25 protein-coding genes and 1 pseudogene are annotated in these 23,886 nt (G+C 61.6%); 7 read left to right on the forward strand and 19 right to left on the reverse strand.

Annotated features, from left to right (window positions below; all coding sequences use genetic code 11):
- Positions 1–82: 82 nt before the first annotated feature.
- The 7 genes from rseP to P3C39_RS07950 all read right to left on the reverse strand — a co-directional run bounded on the left by rseP (position 83) and on the right by P3C39_RS07950 (position 6,107).
- Positions 83–1,225, reverse strand: a complete 1,143-nt coding sequence (gene rseP, locus P3C39_RS07920; RefSeq protein WP_127258987.1) for an RIP metalloprotease RseP — start codon at positions 1,223–1,225, stop codon at positions 83–85.
- A gap of 103 nt (positions 1,226–1,328) precedes the next feature.
- A complete protein-coding gene (locus P3C39_RS07925) occupies positions 1,329–2,144 on the reverse strand; it encodes a phosphatidate cytidylyltransferase (RefSeq protein ID WP_275953069.1) in 816 nt (271 codons plus the stop codon).
- Complete coding sequence (locus P3C39_RS07930) at positions 2,141–2,875, reverse strand: isoprenyl transferase (protein ID WP_013531758.1); 735 nt, start codon at positions 2,873–2,875, stop codon at positions 2,141–2,143. Before P3C39_RS07930 ends, P3C39_RS07925 begins: the two co-directional genes overlap by 4 nt.
- A gap of 34 nt (positions 2,876–2,909) precedes the next feature.
- Positions 2,910–3,464, reverse strand: coding sequence for a ribosome recycling factor (frr, locus tag P3C39_RS07935; protein ID WP_013531759.1), 555 nt, complete (start codon positions 3,462–3,464; stop codon positions 2,910–2,912).
- A 98-nt stretch (positions 3,465–3,562) separates the two neighbouring features.
- The gene (gene pyrH, locus P3C39_RS07940; protein ID WP_013531760.1) at positions 3,563–4,285 is read right to left on the reverse strand and encodes a UMP kinase; all 723 of its coding nucleotides are present in this window, start codon (positions 4,283–4,285) and stop codon (positions 3,563–3,565) included.
- A 147-nt stretch (positions 4,286–4,432) separates the two neighbouring features.
- Positions 4,433–5,542: an aldo/keto reductase gene (locus P3C39_RS07945; RefSeq protein WP_063167967.1), complete on the reverse strand. Its 1,110-nt coding sequence runs from the start codon at positions 5,540–5,542 to the stop codon at positions 4,433–4,435.
- 37 nt (positions 5,543–5,579) lie between these two features.
- On the reverse strand, positions 5,580–6,107 hold the full coding sequence (locus P3C39_RS07950) for a nuclear transport factor 2 family protein (RefSeq protein WP_275953070.1): 528 nt from the start codon (positions 6,105–6,107) through the stop codon (positions 5,580–5,582).
- A gap of 116 nt (positions 6,108–6,223) precedes the next feature.
- Here P3C39_RS07950 and P3C39_RS07955 point away from each other — a divergent pair, with 116 nt between their 5' ends.
- A complete protein-coding gene (locus P3C39_RS07955; RefSeq protein WP_127371741.1) occupies positions 6,224–7,150 on the forward strand; it encodes a LysR family transcriptional regulator in 927 nt (308 codons plus the stop codon).
- A gap of 35 nt (positions 7,151–7,185) precedes the next feature.
- Here P3C39_RS07955 and tsf read toward each other — a convergent pair whose 3' ends face one another.
- From tsf to P3C39_RS07980, 5 genes are all read right to left on the reverse strand, one after another.
- Positions 7,186–8,106 carry a translation elongation factor Ts gene (tsf, locus tag P3C39_RS07960; protein ID WP_275953071.1) on the reverse strand — a complete coding sequence of 307 codons (921 nt, stop codon included), beginning with the start codon at positions 8,104–8,106 and terminating at the stop codon, positions 7,186–7,188.
- A gap of 109 nt (positions 8,107–8,215) precedes the next feature.
- The gene (gene rpsB / locus P3C39_RS07965; protein WP_013531765.1) at positions 8,216–9,004 is read right to left on the reverse strand and encodes a 30S ribosomal protein S2; all 789 of its coding nucleotides are present in this window, start codon (positions 9,002–9,004) and stop codon (positions 8,216–8,218) included.
- A 202-nt stretch (positions 9,005–9,206) separates the two neighbouring features.
- Positions 9,207–9,485, reverse strand: a complete 279-nt coding sequence (locus P3C39_RS07970) for a DUF4031 domain-containing protein (RefSeq protein WP_013531766.1) — start codon at positions 9,483–9,485, stop codon at positions 9,207–9,209.
- A gap of 58 nt (positions 9,486–9,543) precedes the next feature.
- Complete coding sequence (locus P3C39_RS07975) at positions 9,544–10,842, reverse strand: hypothetical protein (protein WP_275953072.1); 1,299 nt, start codon at positions 10,840–10,842, stop codon at positions 9,544–9,546.
- A gap of 113 nt (positions 10,843–10,955) precedes the next feature.
- The gene (locus P3C39_RS07980; RefSeq protein ID WP_013531768.1) at positions 10,956–11,783 is read right to left on the reverse strand and encodes a cell envelope integrity EipB family protein; all 828 of its coding nucleotides are present in this window, start codon (positions 11,781–11,783) and stop codon (positions 10,956–10,958) included.
- A gap of 138 nt (positions 11,784–11,921) precedes the next feature.
- On the opposite strand from P3C39_RS07980, the gene P3C39_RS07985 reads away from it, so the two are divergent.
- The 5 genes from P3C39_RS07985 (at position 11,922) to P3C39_RS08005 (ending at position 16,258) form a co-directional block, all read left to right on the forward strand.
- On the forward strand, positions 11,922–12,386 hold the full coding sequence (locus P3C39_RS07985; RefSeq protein ID WP_063167962.1) for a RidA family protein: 465 nt from the start codon (positions 11,922–11,924) through the stop codon (positions 12,384–12,386).
- Between the two features lie 14 nt (positions 12,387–12,400).
- Positions 12,401–13,129, forward strand: coding sequence for a glycerophosphodiester phosphodiesterase (locus P3C39_RS07990; protein WP_275953073.1), 729 nt, complete (start codon positions 12,401–12,403; stop codon positions 13,127–13,129).
- A gap of 50 nt (positions 13,130–13,179) precedes the next feature.
- Positions 13,180–14,394: a GNAT family N-acetyltransferase gene (locus P3C39_RS07995; RefSeq protein ID WP_275953074.1), complete on the forward strand. Its 1,215-nt coding sequence runs from the start codon at positions 13,180–13,182 to the stop codon at positions 14,392–14,394.
- An 86-nt stretch (positions 14,395–14,480) separates the two neighbouring features.
- Positions 14,481–14,912, forward strand: coding sequence for an HIT family protein (locus P3C39_RS08000; protein WP_013531772.1), 432 nt, complete (start codon positions 14,481–14,483; stop codon positions 14,910–14,912).
- 203 nt (positions 14,913–15,115) lie between these two features.
- Positions 15,116–16,258: a phosphatase PAP2 family protein gene (locus P3C39_RS08005; RefSeq protein WP_275953075.1), complete on the forward strand. Its 1,143-nt coding sequence runs from the start codon at positions 15,116–15,118 to the stop codon at positions 16,256–16,258.
- A 41-nt stretch (positions 16,259–16,299) separates the two neighbouring features.
- Here the strand turns inward: P3C39_RS08005 and P3C39_RS08010 are convergent.
- The 4 genes and pseudogenes from P3C39_RS08010 to P3C39_RS08025 form a co-directional block, all read right to left on the reverse strand.
- Positions 16,300–16,646: pseudogene (locus P3C39_RS08010) on the reverse strand (hypothetical protein).
- A 60-nt stretch (positions 16,647–16,706) separates the two neighbouring features.
- Positions 16,707–19,175: an ATP-dependent Clp protease ATP-binding subunit ClpA gene (gene clpA / locus P3C39_RS08015; protein WP_013531774.1), complete on the reverse strand. Its 2,469-nt coding sequence runs from the start codon at positions 19,173–19,175 to the stop codon at positions 16,707–16,709.
- Between the two features lie 6 nt (positions 19,176–19,181).
- Positions 19,182–19,511: an ATP-dependent Clp protease adapter ClpS gene (gene clpS, locus P3C39_RS08020; protein ID WP_275953076.1), complete on the reverse strand. Its 330-nt coding sequence runs from the start codon at positions 19,509–19,511 to the stop codon at positions 19,182–19,184.
- 296 nt (positions 19,512–19,807) lie between these two features.
- Entirely contained in the window at positions 19,808–20,137 is a 330-nt protein-coding gene (locus P3C39_RS08025) for a phasin family protein (protein ID WP_013531776.1), read from the reverse strand.
- Between the two features lie 286 nt (positions 20,138–20,423).
- Between P3C39_RS08025 and P3C39_RS08030 the strand changes: the two genes are divergently transcribed.
- Entirely contained in the window at positions 20,424–21,833 is a 1,410-nt protein-coding gene (locus P3C39_RS08030; RefSeq protein ID WP_013531777.1) for a D-alanyl-D-alanine carboxypeptidase, read from the forward strand.
- Positions 21,834–21,879: 46 nt separating this feature from the next.
- Here P3C39_RS08030 and P3C39_RS08035 read toward each other — a convergent pair whose 3' ends face one another.
- From P3C39_RS08035 to P3C39_RS08045, 3 genes are all read right to left on the reverse strand, one after another.
- A complete protein-coding gene (locus P3C39_RS08035; protein ID WP_275953077.1) occupies positions 21,880–22,578 on the reverse strand; it encodes a DnaJ domain-containing protein in 699 nt (232 codons plus the stop codon).
- On the reverse strand, positions 22,578–23,309 hold the full coding sequence (locus tag P3C39_RS08040) for a VWA domain-containing protein (RefSeq protein WP_275953078.1): 732 nt from the start codon (positions 23,307–23,309) through the stop codon (positions 22,578–22,580). Before P3C39_RS08040 ends, P3C39_RS08035 begins: the two co-directional genes overlap by 1 nt.
- An 84-nt stretch (positions 23,310–23,393) precedes the next feature.
- Positions 23,394–23,831 (reverse strand): DUF1489 family protein, encoded by a 438-nt coding sequence (locus P3C39_RS08045; RefSeq protein ID WP_275953079.1) that lies wholly within the window; start codon positions 23,829–23,831, stop codon positions 23,394–23,396.
- Between the last annotated feature and the right edge of the window lie 55 nt (positions 23,832–23,886).

A 23,886-nucleotide genomic window follows, 5' to 3' on the forward strand; every position in this document is an offset into this window, starting at 1 on the left:
GGCTTTCGCGTCACTCATATCCCCTTGCATGGTAAACGGCGTCTCAACATCGTCCATGCAGAAGCCAAATTTCTTCATGATTTCAGCACCCAAACAGATCGTTCCAAAAAACGAACCCCATGAAGCACAGCACCAGAAGCAACCCGGCCCGATAGGCCATTTCCATCATCCGTTCCGACACCGGACGGCGAATGACAGCCTCCACCCCGTAGAACAAGAGGTGACCGCCGTCGAGGGGGGGAATCGGCAAAAGGTTCAGAATTCCGATGCCAACGGATAGCAGTGCAACCAGCTGCACGAGCCATTCGAATCCCAGTTTCGCAGCCCTGCCCGCCATGTCGGCGATCTTCACCGGGCCGCCCAGCTGACATTTGTCTTCGCGCCCGACAACAAAGCGCTGCAGGAACTGGCCGGTGCGCTGGATGACGTGACCGGTTTCCTCGACCGCTGCCGCGACAGCTCCAACAGGCGTGTAGGTGATGAGCCGTGGCTGGCCGAGTTCCTTGTTGTTGACGACACCGATTACAGCGACCTTGACCTTGTTGCCGAGCGCGTCTTCCTGTTCCATCAGCCGCGGTGCCGCGGTCACAGTGACCTCCTGGCCGTCGCGCAGCATGACGAAAGTGATTGCGTCGTCCGCACGGCCCGAGACCAGGCGTTGGACGTCGCCAAAGGTTTCGACCTTGTTGCCGTCGACGCTGACGAATCGGTCGCCGGGAAGGATGCCGGCCTTCGCCGCCGGGCTGTCGGCGGTCACCTCGGCCACCATCGGCTCGGCGACATAGCGGCCATAGGCGGTGAACAGCACGGAAAAGACGACGATCGTCAGCAGGAAATTGAACAGCGGTCCGGCCACCACCGTTGCCGCGCGCTTCCAGATCGGCTGCGTGTGGAAGGCGACCTTGCGCTCTTCCTCGGTCAGCGTTTCAATTTCTTCCGACGTCGGCTGGCTCGATGTGGCGTTCATGTCGCCGACGAATTTGACATAGCCGCCAAGCGGTATCGCACACAGTTTCCAGCGCGTGCCGTGGCTGTCGTTGAAGCCGAAGAGTTCCGGGCCGAAGCCGATCGAGAAGGCCCTGACGCCGATGCCGCACCAGCGCCCGACAAGGTAATGGCCCATTTCGTGGACGAACACGACCACGGTCAGCACGAAGAGGAATGGCACCAGCGTGCCGAGGACAAAGCCTTGTGTGCTGAAAAGCGCGTGAAGAATCTCGTTCAAGACAAACCCTCAAATTCTTCCACGGCGCAGACTGCGCCGTGACTGTGACACCAATCCGGGCGAATCCAAGGCGCATCGCGCAAAGGACCTGAAATGACACCACTCAAACGGGAAACAGACCCTGCGCCGGATGATCGGCGTTCGCCGAAATCCAGCCGATGACGTATAGGGCGAATGCGGCTGCGACAAGCCCATCGACACGATCCATGACGCCGCCATGGCCCGGGATGAGCGCGCCTGAGTCCTTGCGGCCATGGCGGCGCTTGACCCAGGATTCAAACAGGTCGCCTGCCTGCGAGACAATCGACAGCACGAGCGCCACCAGGCCGAGCAATGCCAGATTGCCGACACCGGCAACTACGGCGAGGACCAGCCCGGCGACGACGCCGCCGAGCGCACCGCCGAGCGCGCCGCTGCGCGTCTTGCCGGGCGAGATAGAGGGCGCCAGTTTCGGCCCCCCAACGGCACGGCCAACGAAATAGGCAAGGATATCGGTGGCCCAGACGACCGCAAACAGGAACAGGATGGCAATGAGGCCCGAACGATCGCCATCGCGCAGCAAGGCGAGCGACAGGCCTGAAACCGCGCCATAGGCGAGGCCGCTCGCATCCCATTGTCCGGTCTTGCGAAGCGAGGCGGCTATCGCCGTTCCGGCAACAATGGCCGCCACAAGCGGTAGCAGCCAGGAGGCGGCCAGGCCGCCGATCAAGGCGCCAACGAAGACGACCAGCAATGCTTCCGGCAGGAAACCCAGGCCCGTGGCCCCGGTCGGGCGCGACATGCGGGTCCATTCATAGAAGATCGCCGCCGATATCACGGCGCACAGCAGCCGGAACGGCAGACCGCCGATCCAGGTCAGACCGAGAGTGATGATGGCGAGCACGATCGCCGAAACGACACGCAGCTGGAGATTGCTCATCCCGCGGCCGGTCGCGAAGCGACGTCCTGGCCTCCAAGTCCGCCGAACCGGCGTTCGCGGCCAGCAAACTCACGCAAAGCCTCGGCAAGGTGCTCGCGGCTGAAGTCGGGCCAGTAGCAAGGCAGGAAGACGAGCTCGCTATAGGCGGCCTGCCACAGGAGGAAATTCGACAGCCGAAGCTCGCCGCTGGTGCGAATGACCAGTTCCGGGTCGGGAATGCCTTGCGTATCAAGCGCAACGGCAAAGCTTTCGGCTGATATCGCCTCGGCGTCGAGTTCGCCACGCGCCACGGCCAAAGCGAGCTTTTGCGCCGTGCGAACAATCTCGTCGCGTCCGCCATAGTTGAAGGCGATCACCAGCGTCAGCGATTCGTTTGCGGCCGTCAGCGTTTCGGCCTCGTCGAGCAGTCCCCTGATATCGGGCTGCAGCCCTGCCCGGTCGCCGATGATTCTAACCCGCACACCGCTCTGGTGCAGTTCGGCAAGGTCACGGCGGATGAACATTTTCAGAAGGCCCATCAGGTCGCTGACCTCGGATTTCGGCCGCGACCAGTTCTCCGACGAGAAAGCGTAGACGGTCAGGTAGGAGATGCCGAGCCCGGGTGCTGCGCGCACCGTCTTGCGCAGCGCCTCGACGCCGGCACGATGGCCCGCAAGACGAGGCAAGCCGCGCGCCTTGGCCCAGCGTCCGTTTCCGTCCATGATGATCGCGACATGCGCGGGCGTTGCCATGTTCTCGCTTTCGGGTCAGCCGGAGGCCAAGACCCTAAACCTGCATGATTTCAGCTTCCTTATCGGAAAGCAGGTGGTCGATGGTGCTGATCGTCTCGTCGGTAAGTTTCTGAACCTGGTCCGAGCGCTTGCGCTGATCGTCCTCGCTGATGTCGCCGTCCTTCTCCGCCTTCTTCAGGAAGTCCATGCCGTCGCGGCGCACATGGCGCGCGGCGACCCGGGCGTTCTCGGCGTAGGTGTGCGAGATCTTGACCAGTTCCTTGCGGCGCTGTTCGTTGAGTTCGGGAAGCGGAATCCTGAGGTTGGTGCCGTCCACGATCGGGTTGAAACCCAGATTGGATTCGCGGATCGCGCGGTCGACCGCGCCAACCATCGACTTGTCCCAGACCGACACCGAGATCATGCGCGGCTCCGGCACCGAGACGTTGGCGACCTGATTGATCGGCATGGTGGTGCCATAGGCCTGCACCTGGATCGCATCGAGCAGATTGCTGGAGGCGCGACCGGTCCGCAGCGAAGCCAGATCATGCTTGAACGCGGCGATGGCCCCATCCATGCGCCGCTTGAGATCGTCGTACTCACCACTCATCTTTATCTCCTCGACCCGTCTAATGCGGGCTCACTGCTTCGGGGCCGTCTTCGAATCGGACCTTCGAAAACCGGTTTCCCTTCGGGCCAGGCCGCCGATCAATCGTCCGCGACGACCGTGCAGCGGCCGCCGCCCCTCAGAATATCGCCGAAACCACCTTTTTCGTGGATCGAATAGACGATTATCGGAATGTTGTTTTCGCGCGCAAGTGCAATCGCTGCAGTATCCATGATGGAAAGGCCGCGATTTATGACTTCGCCATGGCTGATGCGCTCGAAACGCGTCGCATTCGGGTCCTTCTTCGGGTCCGCCGAGTAGACGCCGTCGACCTGAGTACCCTTGAACAGTGCGTCGGCGCCAATTTCAGCCGCGCGGAGGGCGGCGGCCGAATCAGTGGTGAAGAACGGATTGCCGGTGCCGCCGGCGAAGATCACCACCTTGCCCTGGTTCATGTAGGCAGTCGCCTGGCGCTGCGAAAAGCTCTCGCAAAGTTCGGGCATGGCGATCGCCGAAAGCACCACGGCGTCGACGCCGATCTTGTTCAACGACGTGCGCAGCGCCAGCGAGTTGATCACCGTGGCAAGCATGCCCATGTGGTCGCCGGTGACACGGTCGCCGCCCTTGGAGGCAACCGCCACGCCGCGAAAGATGTTGCCGCCGCCGATGACGACGCCGACCTCGATGCCCAATGCACGCGCCTCGGCGATGTCGCCGGCGATGCGATCCACCACTGAAACGTCGATGCCGAAATGCTGCTCGCCCATCAATGCTTCGCCCGACGCTTTCAACAAGACACGTCGGTAGAGGGGCTTCACCGTCATCTGGGCCTCTTCATTTGCATGTGGCGCGTTCCGGTGGCTACCCTCGCGCAGGCGCCGCCTCGAAACAATGGCGTTCCGATACACGAAGGGCGCCGCGATGTCACGCGGCGCCCAAACGGCAAATTCGCCGGTTTCCTGTCCCATCAATCAATTGGTGGACACGCTGGCCGACTCTCCTTCGATAAGCACCGGTGACACGTAGTTGGAGGGCTTGTCGCCGGTTGTCGCGCCGCCGGTGACGCGCGCCTGTATCTGCGCGCCGAAATAGGAATAGGGAAACGGCGCTGGAGTTCTGCTGACCCTCTCCAGCCGGTCGCGATGCGCTTTCGGAATCTCGAAATCCAGCGCGCCAAGATTGTCCTGCATTTGGCTGAGCGTCGTCGCACCGAGAATGACGGTCGCGATCCCCGGCTGCGTCGCTACCCAGTTGAGCGCGACCTGAGGCATGCTGCGGCCGATCTCGGATGCGACCTTCTCGAGTTCGGCCACGATAGCCCAGTTGCGTTGCGTGAACTTTTGGAACCCCGGATGCGTCGAGTTGCGAAATCCGTCGAGCCGGCCCGCGGTTCCGGCCTGAGCCGGCCGATACTTGCCGCTCAGCAGTCCGCTGGCCAGCGGGCTCCACACCATGATGCCGGCGCCATGGCGCGTGCCGAATGGCACGAACTCATTCTCGATCGCGCGTTCGGCCAATGAATATTCGAGCTGTAGCGCCGAAACCGGCTCATATCCGCGCAATTCGGCGATCGCCTGTGCGCGGCCCGCATACCAGGCGGGCACATCCGAAAGACCGACATGGCGCACCTTGCCCATCCGAACCAGGTCGTCCAGCGTGCGCATGACCTCCTCGGCCGGGGTCAGCCTGTCCCAGACATGCATGAGATAGAGATCGATATAGTCGGTCCCCAACCGTTTCAGCGAAGCATCGACGGCCCGCATGATGTTCTTGCGGCCATTGCCGCCGGCATTCGGATTGCCGGGCTGCATGTTCATGGTGAACTTGCTGGCGATCACCGCCATGTCGCGCAAGCCGCGCTCGGCGATGAATTCGCCAAGCCAGGCTTCGGCCGTGCCGTCTGTGTAGAGATCCGCCGTGTCGAAGAAATTGCCGCCCGCCTCGACATAGGCGTCGAACATCGCCCGCGCCGTATCCCTGTCGGCTCCCCAGCCCCATTCCGTGCCGAAAGTCATCGTGCCCAGCGCCAGCCGGCTGACCCTGAGGCCGCTGTTGCCAAGAGTGTAGTAGGTCATGGTCATAATCGTCTTCCAATGCTTGGTGACAGATGCCCGAGCGTCACTGGCCCGGAGTGGTCTTGACCCAGGGATTGCCGCGCTCGTGTGTCATGCGGAACGCAAAGCCATCGACCTTCCAGCCATCCGCAAAACGCGTCAGGTGATGCTTATAGGTGCCCCAGACCTCCCAAAGCGGGTCGCCATTGCCTTCCATCCGGTTCCAGGCATAGCCGTTTGACAGGACAGTCGCCGTATCCCCTTCGAGAACGACATGGTGATTGGTGCGCAGATGCAGGCTTGTCTTGCTGCCCTTGAGGTTGGCCGCCCAGGCGCCAATCAGGTCGTCGGAAGCGATGTTGGCCGCCGGCTGTCCGGAAAGGCTGCTGAAATCGGCAGTGGCCCGATCCGCGAAATAGCTGCGTGCAAGCTTCCAGTCCTGGGCGTCGACGGCCCGGTCGATGGCATCGGCAATGCGAATGACCGCGCGTTCGTCTGCGAGCGCCCGCCAGTCTGATGGCTCCGCCCCGCCGGCGTCCATCGGCGCCAACGCCATGCCTGCCGCGAAAGTTACGCGCTTCAACGCATTCATGTTCTTTCTCCTCGATGCCATCAGCCCATCGCCGACGTACGGCCGGCAATGTGGACCGCTCGGCCGACATCGATAAGATTGCATTGTTCGCATGGACCATGCGATATCATGCATGAATGTACCGGGACCTGCTCACCCACTTGCCTGTGATCGTCGCCGTGGCCCGACGCGGCGGCTTCGCGCTTGCCGCCGCCGAACTCGGCATGAGCCCTTCGGCAGTCAGCCATGCGGTGCGCATTGTCGAAGAGCGGATCGGCCAGCCTTTGTTCGCACGGACGACGCGCAGCGTTTCGCTCACCGAGGCCGGCAAGGCGCTGGTGGAAACGGCGGCTCCGGCCCTCCAGGATATTGCCGAGCGGATGGACCGTATCCGCAGCGTCAAAGGCAGGCCGTCTGGCCTGCTCAGGATCAACGCCTCCAACATCGCCATACCATTGGCGGTGACGCCGGTGGTCGCCGCGATGGCCGAGCGCTATCCGGAGGTTACGGTCGAGGTCTTCGCTGACCAGGGTCTGGTTGATATCGTCGGCGAAGGCTTCGATGCCGGCATCCGGCTTGGCGAGATGATCGCCCAGGACATGGTCGCGGTCCGGCTGACGCCGCCGTTCTCCGTCGTCATCGTGGCCTCGCCCGCTTATATCGGACGGCACGGCCGTCCCAGCAGCGTTGCCGATTTGGCGAGCCACAATTGTATTGGCTACCGGCTCGTCCGCTCCGGTGCGCTCTATCGCTGGGATCTGATCGAGGATGGCAAGGACATCGCCATGGAGACGCGGGGCAGCGTTGTCGTGACGGATTCGCTCGCAGCAATCGATCTTGCGCTTGCAGGCGTCGGGCTTGCCTATGTCTTCGAGCCGCTGGCGCGCGCCGATCTTGCCGCGGGCCGCCTGGTCCAGGTGCTGCCGCAGACGGCGATCGAGGAACCGGGGCTATTCCTCTATTTCCCGCGCCGGGCGTCAATGGCGCCGAAGCTCAGGGCCTTTATCGACACCGCACAAGAAATCGGCCGGGCATCCTTGCGGACACCCGGCCGAGTTGCCTGAGCTGAGAAGCCCCTTCAGGGGGCTATTTGTAAGGATTATTTCTTCACCGCAGCCGCGACTTCCGCCGCGAAATCGGTCTCTTCCTTTTCAATGCCTTCGCCGAGCGCAAAGCGCAGATAGGCGGAGATCTTGGCCGGAGCGCCGATTTCCTTCTCGGCATCCTTCAGTGCCTGCTCGACAGTGATGTCGGGATTGAGCACGAAGGCCTGCTTCAGGAGCACGACTTCCTCATAGAACTTGCGTAGGCGGCCTTCGACCATCTTTTCGATGATCGCTTCCGGCTTGCCGGACTGGCGCGCCTGATCGGCGAAGATCGCCTTCTCGCGCTCGACCGCAGCCGGATCGATCTGCTCGGCCGTCAGCGCCAGCGGGTTCGTGGCGGCGACATGCATGGCAACCTGGCGGCCAAAGGCATTGGCGGCATGCTCATTGCCCGTGGTCTCGATCGCGACCAGAACGCCGAGCTTGCCAAGACCATCGGCAACTGCGTTGTGGACGTAGGTGGCGACAGCACCGTGCGTGACGGTGAGCTTGGCCGAGCGGCGGAAGCCCATGTTTTCGCCGATGGTGCCGACAGCGTCCTTGATGGTGTCGGCAACCGACTTGTCGGAACCTGGATACTTTGCGGCGGCCACAGCCTCCGTCGTGCCATAGGCCAGCGCAACCTTGGCAACATTGGCGACGATTTCCTGAAACGCGGCGTTGCGGGCAACGAAGTCGGTCTCGGAATTGACTTCCACGACGGCAGCCTCGCGCACGCCGTTGTCGACGCCGATCAGGCCCTCAGCCGCGGTGCGGCCAGCCTTCTTGTCAGCCTTGGAGATACCCTTCTTGCGCAGCCAGTCGACCGCCTCTTCCATGTTGCCGTTGGTCTCGGTCAACGCCGCCTTGCAATCCATCATGCCCGCGCCGGTCAAGTCGCGGAGTTCTTTGACCTGTGCAGCCGAAATGCTCATTGTCGCCTCTTTGTTTTAAATGCACCGACGCACCATCGGTATTCGATGGTGCGTCTGTTTAGCGTGCCAGAATATGAGAAAGATGAAGGCCGCAACCGGCCTTCGATTATCAAGCTTCCGGAGCGTCTGCAGCCGGGGCCGGAGCCGGGTCGAGCGCGGGTTCGACGGGAGCTTCGATCGAAGCGCCGATGTCGACGCCGAGCGCGCCCTGCTGACGGGCGATGCCGTCGATCGCAGCCTTGGCGATCAGATCGCAATAGAGCTGGATGGCGCGGGCCGCGTCGTCATTGCCGGGGATCGGGAAGTCGATCTTGTCCGGATCGCAGTTCGAATCGATGATGGCGACGACCGGAATGCCGAGGCGCTTGGCCTCGAGGATGGCGATCGCTTCCTTGTTGGTGTCGATCACGAACATCAGGTCGGGCGTCGAGCCCATGTCCTTGATGCCGCCCAGCGCCTTGTCGAGCTTCTCGCGCTCGCGGTCGAGGTTCAGGCGTTCCTTCTTGGTCAACCCTTGCGCCTCGCCGGCCAGCATCTCGTCGAGCTTGCGCAGGCGCTGGATCGAATTCGAGATCGTCTTCCAGTTGGTCAGCATGCCGCCGAGCCAACGCGAGTTGACGTAGTACTGGGCCGAACGCTGTGCCGCATCGGCGACGATGTCGGACGCCTGGCGCTTGGTGCCGACGAACAGCACGCGGCCGCCCTTGGCGACGGTGTCGGAAACCTGCTTCAGCGCCTGGTGCAGCAAAGGCACCGTCTGGCTGAGGTCGATGATGTGGATGTTGTTGCGGGCGCCATAGATGTAGGGCGCCATTTTCGGGTTCCAGCGATGGGTCTGGTGGCCGAAGTGAATGCCAGCTTCCAAAAGCTGGCGCATGCTGAAATCAGGCAGTGCCATTCAAAGTTCCTTTCCGGTTAGCCTCCACGGACACAGGCATTTTTGGACTTTGTCCTCGAACGCCACCGGAGGTTTCAGCCGGATTTCTCCCGGGCAGACACCAAAGTCCGTGTGTGGAATGAGCGCGCATATAGAGGGGATGCGCGATAAACGCAAGTGCCGCGGGACCTGTGTGCCGCGTGCGACGATCCGCGCGCTGCCGTCAGCGCTTTATCTTGCCGTTCGGCACCCGCACCCGCCGGAAGACCGCGACGATCTCCTCGCGGCTGCATTCGATGGCGCCGAGCCGCACCGCACGGTCACGCTCGAAGCCGGTTATGTCATAATGCGGCGCCGATGTCTTGGGCGGCCCCTGGTAGGATGAGCGCTTGACGCCAAGATGCGCGGCAAAGCGATGCAACTCGTCGGTGTCGTCGGCCAACAGATGGCACCAGCGATGGCCGGCCCAGTTCCAGATCGCTGCGTCGACATAGGCTGCCATAAAGCTTGCTGTCTGCCTTCCATCCGTCACGACAGTCGGCCACATGGCCCGGCTGATGTCAGTGACGATAGAATGGATTCGGATAGAAAATGAAGCCGCCATTGGCTGCAAGCTCGGCGACGATGTTGGTGACTGTATCCTGCATGCGACGGTGCAGATCGGCAACCGCATCGTCGATCGAGCCCGTATGCTCATGCAAGCCCAGTGCCTCCGGCACCCGGATGTGGGCGCAACGCGGCCCGGCCGGCTGCGGAACGAACCGGTTCATCGTGTCGCGCAGCCCGCCCCGACAATAGTCGTTGCGGATCCGCTTCAGATGTTCGGCGATCTCCTCCTGGCTAATGCGCGGATTGGCGCAGGCCCAGGGTCCGACGCGTTGCAGCCTCTGAACTCTATCGACGAGCGCGCGGACCTGCCTTTGCCGTTCGGCATCGCCAGTGTTTTCGCGCTGCCAGCGGCGCGCCCGCCGCAGAAGCTCGGTGATGTCGGCGACATCAATGTCGGCTGAGATACTTTTGCCGAGCTGGCGGCTGAGCTCGGTGACCAAAACCCTCTGACGCTGGGCATAGGAAGCGCCTTGGTCGAACAGCATGCCGCTGGCAGCTTCATCGCGGGCCAGCAGTGTCGAATAGACATGGTGAATGCGCTGCGGCAGCGTGTCGGTCGCCTGGCGTTCTATTTTGAGGTTTTTCTCGACATAGGCGCATTCCTTCGCCAGTGCCGCTTCGACGTTGCCGGTGAAGGCAAGCTTCCAGACGACGGGCGCGATCCAGACCTTGAAATTGGGATCCGTGGCCCGACCGCGCTTGAGGGCTTCCAGTCCCATCTCGACGGCACCCGGCAGCAAAGGCGCAACGACATTGGCATGCCAGCCGACGCCGCCTTCGGGATGCAGCAGCACGCCATGGCCTTTCAAGGCCCAGGCGATCGAGTGTTCCTTCGCTGCCCCGCTGTTGCCGGGAATCTGGGCGATCAGATTGTTGGCCAGCCAGAACTTCTGCATCAGCCGGCCAAGGCCGTTGACGACACCATTGGTCGCCCATGAGGCCGTGAGCGGGCTGACCTGCGACACGATTTCCTTGTCGATCATCCAGTCGGTGAAGAACTCGGGATGATTGGGCGTGATGAAGGTCGCCTTCCCTGCCCCGCAACTGGCCTTCAGCCGCTCAAGATCGGCGTCGGGAAAGTCGATATGGCGGACATTTGAGACGCCGCGCAGACCGGCCAGGCGATTGAACGGCAACAGATCCCGAAACCCGGGAATGCCGCGCAGCATGACGATCCGGTTGACGGATGTCATGGCCCTGATCAGTGCCGGGTTGGGCCGCGGCGCGACGAACGTATCGATCCTGCTCAAGCTGATCCCCCTCGCGCCTGGACGCTGGAAGAGGTTGAGGGACGATTGCGGCACGTTCAAGTCGTTCGTTACGACCACGCCGTGCCGTGGCAAATCAGCTGCCTAGACAGGCACTATTTGGCGGGACAAGGTTTTGTCTGGTCGAACAGCGACAGGTTGACCAGCTTGCCGGTCATCGAGAAGTCGCCATAGTCCATGACGAGATCGCGGGTGATGCCGTTCTCATGCAGCTTGAAGCTGATACGGTATTCCGGAACCTCTTCGCCGGTCTTGTTGGTGTCGTCGAAATAGGCGATGTCGACCGGCCAGTATTTGTCGGTGGCGAGCTTTGCCAGTGCCGAAGCTTCCGGGTCGGCCTTGTCGGCATCGGTTTTCTTGCCGACAACGACGGTGGTGGTCATCACCTTGTTGGCGTCTTCGGAACCGTCGAACAGGTTGGTTTCGTAAAAATTCTCGCCTTTTTCGGCCTTGCCGATCAATTCGACCAAATGCTGGGTCGGGAATTGGGTTGTCGCGAGCTCGACGCTGTTCTTTTCAGGCTTGTCGATGTCGACCTTGAGGCCCTTGGTCTCTTTCGTGGCGATGCCCTTGACCTCCTTGTCGAGATTCTGGTCGACGAAGGACTTTGTCACGAACGAAAAGGTCTTGCCCTCGGCATCCTCGAAAGTGGTCGTCTGCTGGTCGGTCAACCTGGTGTTGTCGGCGGTGACGATCTGGGTGACGAATCGGAATTTCACCGTATAGCCTTCACAGGCCGAGCCATTGAACTCATAGACCATGCGGCCGGATATGCCCGTGATGCCGGACTGATCGGAAGCCTTTTTCAGGGTAAGATCGTAGACGGCGCGGTGGGCTTGCAGTGCCGGCGCTGCGAAGACAGGGCCTATCGAGAATATCCCCGACAACAGGACGGCATGGAATGCGAGGCGCGTTGCGCGCATGAGGTACTCCGATCGTCGCGACTGATGGCAGGCCGCAGGGAAAGATGGTCCAGCTTAAAAAAAGTCGTGGCGGAAGCGAGGCAAAAATAGCAATTTCGGCCCGGCCGGCGCGGCGTCACCAAGCAATAGGGAAATACCATGAGTGAAACAATCGAAAAGCGGCTAAGCGATCTGGGTGTGACGCTTCCCGTCGCCGCCGCGCCCGCCGCCAACTACGTGCCCTATTGCAGGACCGGCCATTTGCTGTTCACTGCCGGGCAATTGCCGCTCAAGGACGGCAAGCTGCAGGCGAGCGGGCTGTTGGGCCGCGATCTCGATACCGCAGGCGGCAAGGACGCGGCAAAATACTGCGCGATCAACATCCTGGCGCAGGCCAAGGCAGCACTCGGCGACCTCGAGAAGATCAGCCGCCTGGTGAAGATCACCGTTTTCGTCGCCTCGACACCCGAGTTCGTCGAGCAGCATCTGGTTGCCAACGGCGCCTCCGATTTCCTGGTCGCCGCCCTTGGCGAGCGCGGCAAGCATGCACGCTCCGCCGTCGGCACGGCCTGCCTGCCGCTTAATGCCGCAGTGGAAATCGAAGCCATCTTCGAAGTCGCATGAGCCAGGGTACAGATATGACCGACCTATCCTGGCTGACCGCCCGGCCCGTTGCCCACCGCGGCTTCCACGACATGAACAAGACGCGCTGGGAAAACACGCTGTCGGCCTTCGCCGCAGCCGCCGAACGCGGCTACGCCATCGAATGCGACGTGCACCTGTCGTCCGACCGCGTTCCCGTCATCATCCATGACGGCGATCTCAAGCGTCTGACCGGCCAGGATGGTTTCGTCTGGCAGCGTACCGCAGCTGAACTCGCGGCGCTCAGGGTCGGTGGCACGGCGGACCATGTGCCGACGCTGCAGGAAGCGCTCGACCTGGTCGATGGCCGCGTGCCACTGGTCGTCGAGCTGAAAGGCACGCCCGGCTACGACGAAGGCCTGGTGGCAAGCGTCGGCAAGATGCTCAAGCGCTACAAGGGCAAGGCGGCGATCATGTCGTTCGACCATTGGCTGGTCCGCGATTTTCCGAAGGACGCGCCGGGTATCCCAGGGGGTCTCACCGCCTACGGCAAGGACGTCGGGTTGATCGAGGCGCATTTCGCCATGCTGGCGCATGAGATCGCCTTCACCTCCTACGCCGCCGACGACCTGCCAAACCCATTTGTCAGCTTCGTGCGTGAAAGGCTGAAAATGCCTGTTATCACCTGGACGGTGCATGACCAGCCGGCGGTCGACCTGACCTTCAGATATGCCGACCAGATGACTTTCGAAGGGTTCGAACCCGATCTGGTCAAAGTCGCCTGAGTGTCTGAAACGTGACTTGCACCAGGCCGGACGGAGCTTAAATAAGCCTCATGGATCAGGGCGACGAGGGTGACGGACAAACGGCCAATGCGGACTATTCGATCCGCGTCGCCGCCGGCATCGGCGCCTTCACCTGTGATGAATGGAATGGCTTTGCGGGAACTGCGCGCGGCGATTTAGAAGCCAGCTACAATCCTTTGGTTTCATTCGCTTTTCTAGGCGCGCTCGAAGATTCTGGATGCGCCGTGCGGCGTACCGGCTGGCAGGGCCACCACCTCCGGCTCGAGGATGGGCAAGGCAGATTGCTGGGCGCGGTGCCCTGTTATCTCAAATCGCACAGCCAGGGCGAATATGTGTTCGACCATGGCTGGTCGGATGCGTTCGAACGCGCCGGTGGCCGCTACTATCCCAAACTGCAAAGTGCCGTGCCGTTCTCCCCGGTCACCGGCCCTCGCCTGCTGGTCACCAGGGGCGAGGACAGTGCCAAGGTGAAGGCCGGTCTCACGGCGGGCCTGAAGGCGGTGACCCAAAAGCTCGGTGTCTCTTCCGCACATGTCACCTTCGCGCAAGAGAGCGATGTGGAGGTGCTGGAAGCAGCCGGTTTCCTGCACCGCACCGACCAGCAATTCCATTTCTTCAACGAAGGCTTTTCAACCTATGACGACTTCCTCGCCACCCTTGCCTCGCGCAAGCGAAAGGCGATGAAAAAGGAAAGGCGCGAAGCGCTTGCCCCAGGCATTTCAATCGACCGGCTGACCGGCAAGGACCTCACGGAGAAAGCCTGGGACGATTTCTTCGCCTTCTACATGGACACCGGCAGTCGCAAATGGGGCCGGCCCTATCTCAATCGTCAATTCTTCTCGATGATCGGCGAGCGCATGGCCGACGACATCCTGCTGGTGATGGCCAGGCGCAACGGGCGCTATATCGCCGGCGCGATCAATTTCATCGGTTCGGATGCACTTTATGGCCGCAACTGGGGCTGCATCGAGGACCATCCCTTCCTGCATTTCGAGGTCTGCTATCATCAGGCGATCGACTTCGCCATCGAGCGCAAGCTCAAGGTGGTCGAGGCGGGAGCGCAGGGCGAGCACAAGCTGGCGCGCGGCTACCGGCCGGTGACCATGCATTCCGCGCACTACATTGCGCACCCAGGCCTGCGCAACGCCGTCGCCGACTATCTTCGGCGCGAACGGCAGGAGGTGGAGCGGATGAGCGAATATCTGGAAGAGCATACCCCGTTCCGCAAGGATCTCGAGGAGTAGCCCCGGTTGGCCGGCTGGGGGGCGACGATTATCTTGCCGAATTTCGACGCCTTCGCTACACGAAGGCACAATCCGGAGCGTTCGCCATGACCGAGGCCGCCTACGATACCGACAACATTTTCGCCAAGATCCTGCGCGGCGAAATTCCCTCGCACCGTGTCTACGAGGATGACGCGGTCATCGCCTTCATGGATGTGATGCCGCAGGGGCCCGGCCATACGCTGGTGGTGCCGAAAGCGCCGTCGCGCAACCTTCTCGATGCCGATCCGTCAATTTTCGGCCATCTCTTGAGCGCCGTTCAGAAAGTGGCGCTGGCGGTGAAAAAGGCCTTCGGCGCCGATGGCGTCACCGTCATGCAGTTCAATGAGCCGGCCTCGGGGCAGACCGTCTATCATCTGCATGTGCATGTCATTCCGCGCTTCGACGGCATCCCGCTGAAGCCGCACACGGGCGAGATGGAGAAGCCGGAGATTCTGGTCGGGAACGCCGAAAAGATACGGACTGCACTCAAAAATTGAGAGCGGGAGGTCCGCCAATGATGTGGTGGACCTGGTCGAGAATATCGGACTAACAAGCGCCGTTCAGTCCAGAAGCCGATTCTAATGCCCGGCCGTGCCCAGTGCCGACTCAACCGTTTGCAACTCTAATCGTCTGATTAGGAAATATCGAACCATCTCACGGTAAAATGCTAACGCGTGGCGAGCTGTGGGGCTTCAAAACCATGGAACATTCGGTTGCGGCATCGGCCCCACTGGCGGGGGCAATTGTCGAGCGTGCTTTTCTTGGCATCTTGGCGGATGCCTTTTGGCGACACCGGCTGCTGCACGCTATGGCTGCCGCTGCGCTGCTTCTGGCAAGCGCAGTCGGGTGGCACACTGGAAACATGCCGGATTTCGGCGTTCTGGAGGAATACGCTGAGTATCTTTTCATCGCCTTCTGGATTTGCGGCTCAGCCTTTGCACTTGGGACGCTTTTCCATCTTGCGCTGGTCCAGCGGGATACCGAACCGCTGCACACCTTCCTCAAGTCACTGGGTAGATTCTTTGGCGACGCCGAACGCATTGCCAACAGCCTGAATGGCCTGGGTGCGGGTCTTGCCTTCATATCCGCGATCGGTGTGTTGAAGGGAGCCATTGCAATCCTCTCTCCGTTTGCATGGGACAAGGCATTGGCTCAGGCCGACCGCATCCTGCATTTCGGTCGAGCCCCGCACGAATGGTTGTGGTTTATCGTCCAGTCGCCGCTTGCATTGAAGATCATCAACATCGCTTACAATTTCTGGTTCGTCGTGCTCATTACCGCGGCTTTCACCGTGTGCATCACACACAAGGATACGAAGCTGCGTCACCAGTTCCTGATGAGCTTCATGACGGTGTGGACCCTGGGTGGCTTCTTCCTCGCGATGGGCCTGTCGTCGGCTGGCCCTTGCTTTTACGAGCGATTGGGGTTCGGCAACGACTTTCACGCCCTCATGCAAGCACTCGCCACCGCCGATCGCATCTATCCAATCTGGGCGCTCAACACGCAGGATATGCTGTGGGGTGGCTACACCGGCGCAACTACCGGCAGCGTCGGTATATCCGCCTTCCCGTCCCTGCACGTTGCGATGGCGGTGCTGTTCGCTCTCTATGCAACGCGGCGGTCTCGGCTGACCGGTGTTGTGATGTGGTTATTCGCGGGCGTCATTATGGTCGGATCCGTCGTGCTTGGCTGGCACTATGCCGTGGATGGCTATGCGGGCGCATCCCTGATGGTCGCGATCTGGAAGGCGTGCGGATATTTGCTGACCCGTTTCGAGTCGGACAGCGCGGCCGCTGAAATCGAGAGCTCCACCATGCAATCGCCGGCCCTTTGCGGGATGTAAATTCGCCGATCTGGACGAACTCGCCTGCGGCGGCATGCCGGTCAAAACGACTCAAGGGCGGCGCTGGATGGGTTGGACAATTTCCGAAACGCTGTTGGATACGGTCCTTGCCGAAGCTGCTCTGCGAGCGTGTCCGCGCATTGCCCAGGGCTCAGGAGCGACGTGTCGACTTCCAGATCGTACACGCCGGGCCGGTGCACCTCTTCCTGCCACAGGCGCGCCACCGGGCCGCAATCCCATCTCGGGTCGATAGCGCGGCGGCATGGCCTGATCGCAAACGTCGACACCGAGATTGATCCAGACGCCATCGAAGCACTCCTGAACAGCCTTGGCGATGCTTGTTTTTCGATCGCGGCGCACCGTTCAGGATGATGATCTGGCCGATTATGCCTACCCTCGCTCCAATAAAAAAGCCCCGTCTCCGGGGCTTTCTTGACCTTCGTAAGGTTCAGTTCTTTCGGGGCAGTTGTGGCACCAGGCTGCGCTTGCCGCCGTCCTTGCCCTTGGCTTCGGGCTTCTGCGCCACCAGCTTCTTGGCCGCCGGCTTTTTCACCACGGCCTTTCTGGACTTCGGCGTTTCTTCCGGCTCTTCCTTCTTCGGCTTCACCGGCGCCTCGTCGGCCAGCGATTCGAGCTTCAGGCCGGTCTCGCCGGTTTCCTTCTTCTCGACGGTGACGCGCACCGTGCCGCCCTTCTTGAGCTTGCCGAACAGCACCTCGTCGGCCAATGGCTTCTTGATGTGCTCCTGGATCACACGACCGAGCGGCCGCGCCCCCATGCGCTCATCATAGCCCTTGTCGGCGAGCCAGGCGATCGCGTCCGCCGACAGGTCGAAGGTGACGCCACGCTCGGAAAGCTGGGCCTCGAGCTGCATGACGAACTTCTGCACCACCTGATGGATAACCGGCACCGGCAGCGAGCCGAACGGGATGATCGCATCGAGACGGTTACGGAACTCCGGCGTGAACAGCCGGTTGATCGCCTCGACATCGTCGCCTTCGCGCTTGGTCGAGCCGAAGCCGATCGCTGCGCGCTGCGCATCCGACGCACCCGCATTGGTGGTCATGATCAGGATCACATTGCGGAAGTCGATCTGCTTGCCGTTGTGGTCGGTCAGCTTGCCATGATCCATAACCTGCAACAGGATGTTGAACAGGTCCGGATGCGCCTTCTCGACCTCGTCCAGCAACAGCACGCAATGCGGATGCTGGTCGACGCCGTCCGTCAGAAGACCGCCCTGGTCGAAGCCGACATAGCCCGGAGGAGCACCGATCAGCCGCGACACGGTGTGGCGTTCCATATATTCCGACATGTCGAAGCGGATCAGCTCCACGCCGAGCGACGCGGCCAACTGCTTTGCCACTTCGGTCTTGCCGACGCCGGTCGGGCCGGAGAACAGATAGGAGCCGATCGGCTTCTCCGGTTCGCGCAGGCCGGCACGCGCCAGCTTGATCGCCGAGGTCAGTGCGGTGATCGCAGTGTCCTGGCCATAGACGACTCGCTTCAGCTCGATATCGAGGCCCTGCAGCACCTTCTCGTCGTCGGCCGAAACCGTCTTCGGCGGGATGCGGGCCATGGTGGCGATCGTCGCCTCGATCTCCTTGATGCCGATAGTCTTCTTGCGCTTGGCTTCCGGCACCAGCATCTGCGAGGCGCCGGTCTCGTCGATCACGTCGATCGCCTTGTCCGGCAGCTTGCGGTCGTTGATGTAGCGTGCCGACAGTTCCACCGAGGCCTTGATCGCCTCGTTGGTGAACTTCACCTTGTGGAACTCCTCATAATAGGGCTTGAGGCCCTTCATGATCTCGATCGCGTCCTCGATGGTCGGCTCGTTGACGTCGATCTTCTGGAAGCGCCGCACCAAGGCACGGTCCTTCTCGAAGAACTGGCGGAATTCCTTGTAAGTGGTCGAGCCGATGCAGCGGATCGCACCCGACGACAGCGCCGGCTTCAACAGGTTGGACGCATCCATGGCGCCGCCTGAAGTCGCCCCTGCCCCGATCACCGTGTGGATCTCGTCGATGAACAGCACGGCGCCAGGATAATCCTCGAGCTCCTTGACGACCTGCTTCAGCCGTTCCTCGAAATCACCGCGATAGCGCGTGCCGGCGAGCAGCGTGCCCATGTCGAGCGCGAAGATGGTGGCATTGTGCAGCACTTCGGGAACGTCGCCCTCGACGATGCGCTTGGCCAGGCCCTCGGCGATCGCCGTCTTGCCGACGCCGGGGTCACCGACGTAGAGCGGGTTGTTCTTGGAGCGGCGGCACAGCACCTGGATGGTGCGGTTGATCTCGGACTCGCGGCCGATCAGCGGGTCGATCTTGCCGGCCTTGGCCTTGTTGTTGAGGTTGACGCAATAAGCCGTCAGCGCGTCCTGCTGCTGCTTCTTCTTGCCGCCTTCCTCTTGCGGCTCGGCGCCGTTCTGGCCGCCCTGCTCGTCGTCGGCGCCGCGCGGCGAGCGTGTCTCCGACGCGCCCGGACGCTTGGCAATGCCGTGCGAGATGTAGTTGACCGCATCGTAGCGGGTCATCTGCTGTTCCTGCAGGAAATAAGCGGCATGGCTCTCGCGCTCGGCGAAGATGGCGACGAGCACGTTGGCGCCCGAAACCTCCTCGCGGCCAGAAGACTGCACATGGATCACCGCACGCTGGATGACGCGCTGGAAACCGGCCGTCGGCTTGGAGTCCTCGTCGTAGCCGGTGACGAGGTTGTCCAGCTCGGTGTCGATATAGGTGAGAACCGTATGCTTGAGCTCATCGAGATCGACATTGCAGGCGCGCATGACGGCGGCCGCCTCGGTGTCGTCAATGAGCGCGAGCAGCAGATGTTCTAGGGTTGCATATTCATGGTGCCGCTCATTGGCGAGCGTCAGCGCCTGGTGAAGCGCCTTTTCCAGGCCTTGGGAGAAAGCCGGCATGTTACCTCACTTCTTCTCCATCACGCATTGCAGCGGATGCTGATTCTGTCGGGCGAAATCCATGACCTGGGACACTTTGGTCTCGGCCACCTCGAATGTATAGACCCCGCACTCGCCCACTCCATGATTGTGAACATGAAGCATGATGCGTGTGGCGGCTTCGCGATCCTTCTGGAAAAAACGCTCCAGCACGTGAACCACGAACTCCATCGGAGTGTAGTCGTCGTTGAGGATGAGGACCCGATAAAGGCTGGGCTTCTTGGTCTTGGTTCTGGTGCGCGTGATGACGGCCGTCCCACGGCCGGCCCCATTGCCGTTACCGTCGCCGTCTTGCATTCGCACCACGCGTCTCGTGGCAGTCAAACCGATCGTCACGTATTCCTGCCTCTTTCGATTCCCCATGCGAGTTCGACATGTAGGTGTTCGATGTACGATTTTAAGCCCTTCTGGTTAGCTGACAATATGGCTAGGTCACCAAACTTGGACGATTTTCGCAATCGTGAAGGGGCGCGAGGCTCTGGAACGGAAATTGACACGAAAAAGCCCGGCCACGTTTCCACGGCCGGGCTTTTTCTCGGGTCAAAAGGCTGAACCTGGGTCACGTCAGGCGAAATCAGTTCGCCCGGGCGAAATTACTTCGCCTTGGCAACGATCGATTCGAATGGCTTGTAGGCTTCCTTGGCGAGTTCGGCATAGAGATCGCCAATCTTGGTGGCCTCGGCGACGAAAGCCTCATAGGACTGCTTGGCATAGTCCGACTGGATCTCGATGGCCTTTTCCAGCGACTTGGCTGAAAACAGCTTCTCCACAGTGGCGCTGCCGGTTTCAAAACTCTTCTTGGTGTATTCACCAGCCTCGGTGGCAATCGCCTGTGCGCCCTTGGAGAGCGACGCGAAGCTCTTCAATCCGGTGTCGGCGAACTCTTTGCCGTATTTGCTGAAGTCCTCATAGGTCTGGGTCATTTCACGATTCCCTTGACGGTTGAGGCGTCCTTCTTCGGGGGCGCCCTTGTGCAATGCAAGATAATATATTGTGCGCCGCACAAAAGTCAAGATTTCGCGGGCTCGCGGACCCGCCTGCGCAGCCAATGGCTAAAAATCGAATAAAGAGAGCTTCAAGCACGAAGAAAATGGTGAACGCGGCGGTTACCATAAACGGATTGGTAACGCTGCGCCGGTAGCTTGGCCGGAAGCGAGGCAGGACCCTTTGCCGCCTCCAACGCAACGAAGAAATCCAAGGGAAGTACCAGTGCGTAAGGCGTTGTTGGGCATCGTTTCCAAATCCACCTCCCCTCTCAAAACGATGATGATCATCGCCTTGGCGATGACATTCGTTTTTGGAGACGTTGCCTCGTCGCTGGCGGCCAAGCAGGCGGCCATCGTCGTGGATGCCAAGACTGGCAAGGTGCTTTACTCCGCAGATGCCAACGGCAGGCGCTATCCAGCTTCGCTGACCAAGATGATGACGCTGTACCTGACCTTCGAAGCGATGGCGAAGGGCAAGATCAGCAGGAATACGCCAGTGGTGTTTTCCGCCAAGGCCTCCGCCGAGGCGCCGACGAAACTTGGCGTGAAGCCGGGCGGTTCGGTCACGGTCGAGACCGCGATCCTGTCGATCGTCACCAAGTCGGCGAATGACTCGGCCACCGCGCTCGGCGAAATGCTCGGCGGCAATGAAACCACTTTTGCCCGCATGATGACCGCCAAGGCGCGTGCGCTGGGCATGAACGGCACCGTGTTCCGCAACGCCAATGGCCTGCCAGACCCTGGCCAGTTCACCACCGCGCGCGATATGGCGACGCTCGGCATCGCGCTGCGCGAGCATTTTCCGCAATATTACGGCTATTTCTCGCAGCGCTCCTTCCTCTACGGGCGTCAGCGCATCAACGGTCACAATCGCCTGCTCGGACGCATCAAGGGTGTCGACGGCATCAAGACGGGCTACACCCGCGCCTCCGGCTTCAACCTCGTCTCGTCGGTTTCCGACGGCAATCGCCGCATCGTCGGCGTGGTCATGGGCGGCAGTTCCGGCCGCAGCCGCGACAATCAGATGGCCAGCTTGATCAACACCTATCTGCCGAGGGCATCGACTCGCGGCGGTGGCGATCTGGTGGCCAAGGCCGGCGGCAACAACCCGGTCACCGCCCTCGCCCAGGTTCTCCTGCCCAAGCATGACGCTCCGACGCCCGATGACAAGCCTGTTGTGGCGCAGGACGACGCCACCGTCGCCGAGGACGCCACGGTCGCGGAAGACGATACCCCGCAGGCCGAAGAAGCAGCCCCCGTCGTCAAGACCAGAAAGGTCAAGACCGTCATCGTTTCAGCCCCCCAGGTCGCGACGGCCCAGGTCGTCGCTGCCTATGCCGAGCCAACGCCAGCGGCCGTCGACCCGGTCAACACGGCGTCGGTGCCGTCGGGCTGGGCCATTCAGGTCGCCTCGTCGCCAAAGCAGTCCGAGGCACAGGCCTTCCTCGACAAGACCACCAAGCAGGCGCCCAAGGTGCTGGCCGACGCCTCCGGCTTCACCGTCGCCTTCGACAAGGACGGCGTCACCTACTATCGCGCCCGCTTCGGCGGCTTCGGTTCGAAGACCGCCGCCTGGAAGGCCTGCACCGCTTTGAAGAAGAAGAACATCGAGTGCTACGCCGTCCAGCAGTAGGACGGCGTGGAAATCATCTCCCGGAAAAATTCTGCGTCGAAGGAGACTAGTTGTGATTGGAGAGCAAGACGTCCTTGGCTTCGTTAATCCGCGCCGCCAGGAAAGACGTGCCGCCGACATCGGGGTGCAGGCGCTGCATCAGGCGGCGGTGCGCCTTGCGGACATCCGCCGCGGCGGCCCCCGCTTCAAGACCAAGGACCTTGTAGGCCTCCTCCTTAGTCATGGCGCCCGGACCTGGCGCAACACCCAGCCCTTCGCCACCGTTCGTCTCAGTGTTTTTGCGCCAGACGGGAAATCTGCCGTCAAGATACGTCTCTAGCAACTGCCGGCTCTCCGGATCACCGGAGAGTTCGCGATAGAGGTGCTGCAATTCCACCAGCCCCATCGCGCCAAGCATCTTGCCTTCGTGGCGGCCAGCCAGGACCAGTCCTTCGAGGCCGCCGGTATCGTGATCGAGCTCCATTTCCAATGCCGCTGTGCGCACCGTCGAGCGTTTGCCCGGTGCAAGCACCGCCGGCTGGCGTTTCATTCGCATGGAACCATACCAGGCAATTGCCGCGGTGAGGATCATGCCGCCGACGCCTTCACGGCCGACCACCAGCACGGCGACGCCGACAACCGCCAGAAGAGCTGGCCCGAGCGTTCGCAGCGTGCCCGCCAGTTTCGCTGGCTCGGCACGCAGAAAGATCGTCACCGCGCCGAGCAGCAGCAAAAGCAACGCTACAAAAGCGATGATTGCGCCCATTATTTTCCGCCGCCCCGCAGATGCTCGATCATCAGCCGGTCTTCCGGCCTGCCTCTGGCTTCGAGCGCCTTCAACCCGCCGGTCGCGAACACGGCGACAGCCGAAAGCAGTCCGGCCAGGGTCGCGGCAGCCCGCCGATCAAACCGGAACCAGGCCCCCTTGGACAGCCGCGCAACCTCTTTGAACGCCTTTTCCGCGCTGGAATCATGGCCTTCCTGAAAGACGAAGACAGGAACGCCATGAAGGCCGAGGCTGCCGGCCTTTTCGGCCAGATCGCCGATATCCTCTTCCATCGCATCGCCGATATAGACCAGCGCATTGACCTTAGCGGTTGCCGTCTGTTTCAACGCATGCGCCAGCACCTTGCCGATCTGGGTATGACCGCTGCGGCACTCGATCCGCGTCATCAGCTGCTTCAAGGCATTGGTGTCGCTCACGAAAGCGGACGAACGGCACTCGCCAAGACCGCGAAAATAAACCAGTTGCACGCTGAGGGTTCCTGCCTTGCCGACGGCGTCGAACATCTGGCCCTGCAGCGTGCAGGCCAGATCCCATGTCGGCTGGCGGCTCATCGTCGCGTCGAGAGCAAGGATCAGCCTGCCCGAACCGGTCGCCGATGCGGCAAGTGTCCTCGCCTGGCGAATGAAGGCGTCGATCTCGCCGGCGTTGGATTGAGGCTTGATCGGCGCAGGATTGGTCCTCGCTGGCACAGGTTGCTTCTTATCGCTCATAAAAAACAAGATGTGGCGTTGCCAGATCGCTTGCAAGCCCCACATCGGGTGGCACAAAGGGCCAGACGGTGATGCCACCTCGGGTCAGAGCAGGCCGAGATCGGCAAGCTCGCGCCTGAGTTTCGGCGGCATCTCGATCAGTCCGGCCTTGCCCTTGCCCAGATCGAGCGGCGCGTCGGCCGGCTTCAGATAGCGCCAGCCCTGAAACGCCCGGCGCGGCTGCCAGTCGGTTCGAACAACCTTCGGGTCGAGAATCAGGTGGCAGCGGCCGATGCCTTCACTATCGGTGAACGGCCGGATCTCGGTGATCAGTTGGCGGCACTGCACATTTCCTTTGATCACCCAATAGAGCGAACCGCCATCGGTGACCTCGGCGCCGCGCGTCGGCATCATGCGCGTGGTGTGATATTGCTCGACCGGCTCACCGGCGCGCCGCCGCTCGCCGAGGCGAAAGGCGATCCACTCCTCGAGATCTTCGACACTGTCGCAGCCGACACAGAGTTTTATGAGATTGAGAGACATCGCTTAAGGTTAGTCCCGCATGCGGACGCGTCAACGACCGGATCGACTTCTCCAC

The sequence above is a fragment of the Mesorhizobium sp. XAP4 genome (genome assembly GCF_029269325.1).
Lineage (GTDB): Bacteria > Pseudomonadota > Alphaproteobacteria > Rhizobiales > Rhizobiaceae > Mesorhizobium > Mesorhizobium ciceri.